5 protein-coding genes are annotated in these 5,926 nt (G+C 68.1%); 4 read left to right on the forward strand and 1 reads right to left on the reverse strand.

The window, feature by feature from the left end; genetic code table 11:
• On the reverse strand, window positions 1–362 hold a 362-nt coding region (locus ACFV9M_RS41620; RefSeq protein WP_385074042.1), incomplete at its 3' end, for a transposase.
• Between the two features lie 302 nt (window positions 363–664).
• Here ACFV9M_RS41620 and ACFV9M_RS41625 point away from each other — a divergent pair.
• The 4 genes from ACFV9M_RS41625 (at window position 665) to ACFV9M_RS41640 (ending at window position 5,603) form a co-directional block, all read left to right on the forward strand.
• Complete coding sequence (locus ACFV9M_RS41625) at window positions 665–1,744, forward strand: tyrosine-type recombinase/integrase (RefSeq protein ID WP_385079644.1); 1,080 nt, start codon at window positions 665–667, stop codon at window positions 1,742–1,744.
• Window positions 1,745–1,754: 10 nt separating this feature from the next.
• A complete protein-coding gene (locus ACFV9M_RS41630) occupies window positions 1,755–2,072 on the forward strand; it encodes a helix-turn-helix domain-containing protein (RefSeq protein ID WP_385079641.1) in 318 nt (105 codons plus the stop codon).
• Window positions 2,073–2,434: 362 nt separating this feature from the next.
• Window positions 2,435–3,820: a hypothetical protein gene (locus tag ACFV9M_RS41635; RefSeq protein WP_385079638.1), complete on the forward strand. Its 1,386-nt coding sequence runs from the start codon at window positions 2,435–2,437 to the stop codon at window positions 3,818–3,820.
• Window positions 3,821–4,154: 334 nt separating this feature from the next.
• The gene (locus ACFV9M_RS41640; protein WP_385079635.1) at window positions 4,155–5,603 is read left to right on the forward strand and encodes an MFS transporter; all 1,449 of its coding nucleotides are present in this window, start codon (window positions 4,155–4,157) and stop codon (window positions 5,601–5,603) included.
• Window positions 5,604–5,926: the final 323 nt, after the last annotated feature.

Here is a 5,926-nt window from a genome sequence, read left to right on the forward strand (position 1 = left end):
CCCAGTGCCCCGCAGTACTGGTGCGCGACCGCCACCGACATCCGGCCGTCCTTGGGAAAGGACACGTCATCGACCGCCCAGGCATCCGGGCCGATTCTCGGCACCATCCGCTCCGCGATCTGCCGCCGCACCGGCACCGGATCCCAGGTCGACTGGTTCACGAACTGCTGCAGGTTCTGCTCGTTGCCGTCCGGCAGCCGCTCCGCCATCGGCTGGATCGACTTCCGCCGCCCGTCCAGCATCAGCCCCCGCAGATAGCAGTCGCCCTTCGCCCGCTGATCCTTGCGCGGCACCGACGAGAACACGTCAGCGACGAATAACGCCAACGTCGCCCGAGCACGGTTCACTTCATGTGCGTCCACCCACCCAACATGCCCTGAAACAGGACCGCGAGACAGACCTAACGGAGTCCTACTAGGGCCTGGAAACCGAGCGTGGCCTGTCGTTGTCACGCTGCGGCAGTCTCCTCCGTGTGGTCGAAGGGGTTGGAGTAGGCTGTCGGGACTCCCGTGAGTTCTTGCTGTACAGGCCATCCTCTTCTGACCTGCGGTACTGGTGAGCGGGGGTTCACTCGATCGTCTGGAGAGTTCGACGTTCCGTCGAAATTCCTGACGGTCTGCCGCTATCCATGACGCATGGCCGTTTGCAGTGAGCTGAGGCGTCGATGACGCTCGCGGTCGTCCGGTCGATCGGAACACCGAGGCGGCTGGCGACGGCACAGGAGTACGAGGACTTTGAGCAGGAGCTGGTCGACCAGTTCCTGCTTGCCGGGGTCGGCGCCGGGATGGCGGACAGTTCGATTGCTGACGACCGTCGTGCGATCTTCGAGTTCGTGTGGTTTCTCGGTCGGCCGGTGTGGACCACTGGCCCTGAGGACGCAGACCGGTTCCTCGCGGATCAGCGCAAGGTCAAGCGGCTGGCGCACAGCACCGTCCAGACCAGGGCGTGGACGCTCGCGCAGTTCTTCGACTTCCTGATCGCCCGCTACCAGGGTGACATCCACGCGCTGACCGGTCATGTGCTGGTGCAGCCGATCGACGAGTTCAACCGGCCGGCCAAGAGCGAGTACGGAACGCAGCGGATTCCGCCGTCCGAGGCGGAGGTGGACCAGTTGTTCAACGGCTGGCGGGAGTCTTTGGGCGGGGCGAGGAAGTTCCTGCCCGCTGCCCGGGACTACATGGTCGCCTCGCTGTGGCGGCGGGTCGGGACGCGCATGACCGAGACGCTCAAGCTGGACATCCGGGACTGGCGGCCGGACCTGGGCGACTTCGGCAAGCTGCACGTCCGGCACGGCAAGGGCAGTCGCGGGCGGGGACCGAAGGGCCGACTGGTGCCCGCCATCAACTCGACGGACGCCCTGATGGACTGGTGGCTCGGCGATGTACGGCACCAGTTCGGTGACGACTACGCCAACCCCGACGCCCCGATGTTCCCCAGCGAGCGCCGCGATTCCCTCACGGGGTTCTGCCTCCGGGCCGGTGACGACGCCCTGCGGTCGGGTCTGAAGGGCGCCGTGGGGACCTTCCTGCCCGCGTGGTCCGGACGCCTGACACCGCACGTGCTACGACACTTCTGTGCGTCCTCGCTCTACCTGCAAGGCGTCGACTTGAAGGCGGTCCAGGAGCTTTTGGGCCACGAATGGCTGTCCACTACGACCCGGTACATCCACGTACACGAGAACCACATCGAGCAGACGTGGGCGACGGCGAACCAGCGGGTCACGACCCGGCTGGGCCTGGGCTGAGGAAGAGGATATGCGCTGGAACTTGCGGATGAAGGCTGCCGAGCGGGGGATCTGGAAGTCCACCGAGATGCGCCGACGCCTGGCGGAGGCCGGGCTGGAGATCAGCACGGGCAAGATGTCGGCGCTGTGGACGGGGACACCCACGACGGTCCGCCTCGATGACTTGGACATCATCTGCCTGGTGCTGAAGTGCACCACGGCGGACCTCCTGATCCACGAGCCGGAGGTGGCGGCAGCCAGGAGGCCGCAGGCCGAGCCGCAGGCGGCGACCGGGTCCACGTCGGTAGTGCCACGGCTGGGCCGCGGCCGGACCCTTCCGCCGCTCTGATGGCGCCGCCGCGAACCTGTCCGCGGTGCCGGCAGCGGCCGGTGTCCAGCCAGGGCGCGAAGTACTGCCACCGCTGCCGACCGCAGCCGTGCGACCCGCCACCTTGCCGTCAGTGCGGATCGACGGAGGACTACTGGACGGCATTCAAGTGCCGTAACTGTTACCGCGGTTCGTCAGCGGAGCGTCCGGCGTCCTGCCCGGACTGCTTCGCCTGGGGGATGCTGCGACGCTACGGCCGGATGTGCGTAGGGTGCCGTGGCTGGCGCCGGCTCTATCCGAACGCCAGCCCGTGCCGGACCTGCGGCCGCGTCCTTCACCTGGGCGAGACCGGGGCGTGCCGGCTGTGCACCAAGCAAGCCTAGATGCTGCGGCCCCGCCGCCACGACCTGGACCTGGAAGGGGCGAACCGACACGGGCAGCAGCTCTACTTCGCGGACACCGAACGACGCTTGCAGCTGCTGAACCCGAAGTCTTCGCGCCGTCGGCCCGAGCCGGCCCCGCAGCCTCCGCCCCCACTGGTGCCAGCAAGGCACCGACAGCTCGCCCTGTTCCCCCCGTCCGGCCGGGACCTGCGGCGCGGCCAAGAGCGCGGCTTCCCCGACGTTGACGCACCCGAGGTTGCAGCGGCGCTGAAGGCCGCAGTCGACGACTACGCGCAACACCGCGGGCTGGAGTACAACACCGCCTGGGGCCTGGACCGCGGACTACGCGTCCTACTGAGCATCCAGGAGACACCCGGCGCCCGGTTCCGGGCATCCGACGTCCTGTTGCTACGTGACCTGCTCCTCCCGGTCAGACCCCTGCTGAAGATGCTGGCCCAGCTCGACATGCTGGACGACGACCGCACGCCGAACATCGTCCTCTGGTTCCGCGAGCGCACCGCTGGCCTTCCCGAACCGATGCTCGGCGAACTCACCACCTGGTTCGAACTGAAACTGTCCGGCAGCACCACCGTGCCGCGCGTCAAAGCGCGGCCGCACCGGTGGATTCAGCGGATGGTGACGAAAGCGCTGCCCGCCCTGCGAACGTGGGCGGACCAGGGCAAGGACTCACTGAGGTCCATCACCCGTGCCGACATCGTCGCTGTCCTGCCCGACAGCGGAACCCCACGCGTCGACATGCTCCAGGGCCTGCGGCATATCCTGCGGCCACTGAAGAACCGGCGGATCATCTTCACCGACCCCACCGCCCGGATCTTCTGCGGCATGCCGACCCCCACCATCCCACTGCCTGTCGAGGTTGACGCCCTCCGTAAAGTCCTCCACGACCAGGAGGTACCGCGGGCCGCCCTGGCCGCCCTGGCCATCTTCCACGCGCTCACCTCCGGGCAACTACGCAGCCTGAAGACCACCGACCTGCGCGACGGGCGACTGTTCCTGCTAAACCGGACTGTCCTGCTTGCGGACCCCGTGCGTATCCGCTTGGCGGCCTACCTGAACTACCGAAACCGCCGCTGGCCCCGCACCGCCAACCCCCACCTGTTCGTCTCCCAGACCACGGGCTGCGGCATGGAGCCGGTTAGTCATGTCTGGATCAACGACGTGCTCGGCATGCCCATCAGCCGGCTCCGGGAGGACCGCCTCCTTCACGAGGCCGAGGCCACCGGTGGCGACCCCCGCCGCATCTGCGACCTGTTCGGCCTGTCCGTCGGGGCGGCCCTGCGCTACACCGGCACCATCGACCAACCTGGCCTCATCGAACACAGCCTCCGCAACGCGGGACCCGCACCGAGGCCAGGGCCTGAATAGCCACCCCCAACGGCATCGACATCCAGCACGTGCTGAGGGAGGGGGTTCACGAGTGGGGTTGGTCTGCGGCTGAGGGAGTGGTTTGAAGGTCGCTTCCCATCTGCCGTGTGATCGTTTCCCAGTTGGGTCCGGTTCAGTGGGCTCAAGTTTGGGCACCCCACATACGCTGGTTCTGCACTCTTGGGTCTTGGGGCAGCCCGAAAACGAGTGGTGTGTGGTCGCGTGAGCCGAATAGCTTGTGCAGCTGTGACTAGTGGTCCGACGGCACTAATCGAGTGGCCTGCTTGCGATTCCCGTGGCACCGGCTACGACGGCGGGCAGCGGGCGGACGACGATGGCTGATGGTGCGCCGGCGCAGTCCGAAACCGCTGAAGAGGGGCTGTTCTCCCGGACCTATGTATCCGCCACCGCCAGTTTTGCTGCGGTGATGTTCCTGACCGGGTTGGCGGCATTGGCGGTGGTACCCAGCTTGCCGACGGCGGCGCGGGACCTGGACGGGGTCTCCTTGTTCCCGTTGGTGGCGGGCTGCTTCGTGACGGCGAGTCTGCTGGGTGGGGTTCTGGGCGGCCACTGGGCGGACCGTTCTGGGGCACGCAGACCGCTGGCGTTGGGAATGGCCCTGGCGGTGGTCACCCTGATTGTCTCGGCCACCAGCACCTCCGTCTGGCAGCTCGCGGGCGGTCGCTTCCTGGACGGGCTGGCGGCTGGGATGGTGGCGGTATCGATCAACACCGCCATCGGCCAGGCGTACCCGGAACGTCTGCGGCCCCGTGCGCTCGCCCTGATGAGCGCGTGCTGGATCGTCCCGTCGCTGGTGGGCCCTCCGGTGGCCGGGCTGGTGTCCGAGTGGTGGTCCTGGCGGGCGGTGTTCTTCGGCCTGGCCGGGCTGACGGTGCTGCCGGCGCTTGCGCTGGTGGTCGTGCTGCGAGGTCCTTCCTGGGCGGGAGCCGTCGAGCCGTCGGAGGGCCATCCGTCGCGCCCTCCGCTGTTGCTCGCGGTGATGGTGAGTCTGGGCGCCGCGCTGGGGCAGTACGGCGTGTCGGACTGGGACGTCCGGCATCTGCCGTTCCTGGTGGGTGGGCTCGGCCTGCTCGTGGTCTTCACGCCGCGGCTGCTGCCCGTGGGTACGTGGCAGGCTGCCCGAGGCTTGCCGGCCACGGTGCTGCTGCAGGGCCTGTCCTGCGGTACCTACTTCACGATCGAGGCGTTCGTACCTCTGATGCTGATCGACGAACGGCATGCACCGACGGTGGTCATCGGCCTCGCTTTCACGGGTGCCGCCATGTCGTGGGCAGCCGCTTCCTGGGTGCAAGGACGGCTGCTGGAGAACCGGCCACGGCACCATCTGGTCACCGCCGGCGCGATTGCCATGATGGGGGCGGTCGTGCTCGCCGCAGCCGGGACGCTGCCCGGGACGCCGAAGCTCACCGCCGCGTCCGCGATGCTGGTGGCGGCCGTCGGCATGGGCCTGCTGAACCCGTCTTTGACCGTGCTGTCGCTCTCGCACAGCCCGCCCGGCCGACAGGGTTACGCGAGCAGCGCGATGCAGACCAACCAGAACCTGGGCCAGATCACGATCCTGGCGCTGTCGTCCGCAGCGCTCAACGCCTCCCTGGGGGCCGGCGCACCCGAACTGTCCGGCTACAGGATCTCCTTCGGGCTGCTGCTCGTGCCAACCCTCCTGATCGTTCTGTTGGCCGGCCGCGCCCGCGGCACTGGAGCCAGGGTGGAGGCTGTGGCCCGTCTCAGTGAGCCATCCTCCACCAGCAGTGCTTCGGATTGAGTTGGACGGAGTTGCACCGGGTGCGCCAGTGGGCACCTGCCGGTGGGACAACGGCTCATATGGTGCGGGCACTTCGCCTCACCGGGCCCCAGCACCACGACGGGCCAGTCTCCACCCGGCCCGGCCGCAGACCGCACCAACACCTGCCGCCCAGCGCCTGACCGGGAAGATCCGCACGCCCAGCGACGACTCCAGCGCATGTCCCGCACGGCCACCACCCCCAAGCCCGGGTGTGTCCAGCGAGTGGTGTAACTCGTGGGTTGGTTGTTACTGCTGGGCCGCGGTGAGGCGGCCGTCGAAGGCGATGTCGAAGGCCTGGAGGG

Source organism: Streptomyces sp. NPDC059895 (assembly GCF_042731035.1).
Lineage (GTDB): Bacteria > Actinomycetota > Actinomycetes > Streptomycetales > Streptomycetaceae > Streptomyces.

Excerpts from the sequence above, each read along its gene's own strand:
- ACFV9M_RS41640 (WP_385079635.1), top strand. The coding sequence starts at position 4,155 with ATGGCTGATGGTGCGCCGGCGCAGTCCGAAACCGCTGAAGAGGGGCTG.
- ACFV9M_RS41630 (WP_385079641.1), top strand. The coding sequence starts at position 1,755 with ATGCGCTGGAACTTGCGGATGAAGGCTGCCGAGCGGGGGATCTGGAAG.
- ACFV9M_RS41635 (WP_385079638.1), top strand. The coding sequence starts at position 2,435 with ATGCTGCGGCCCCGCCGCCACGACCTGGACCTGGAAGGGGCGAACCGA.
- ACFV9M_RS41625 (WP_385079644.1), top strand. The coding sequence starts at position 665 with ATGACGCTCGCGGTCGTCCGGTCGATCGGAACACCGAGGCGGCTGGCG.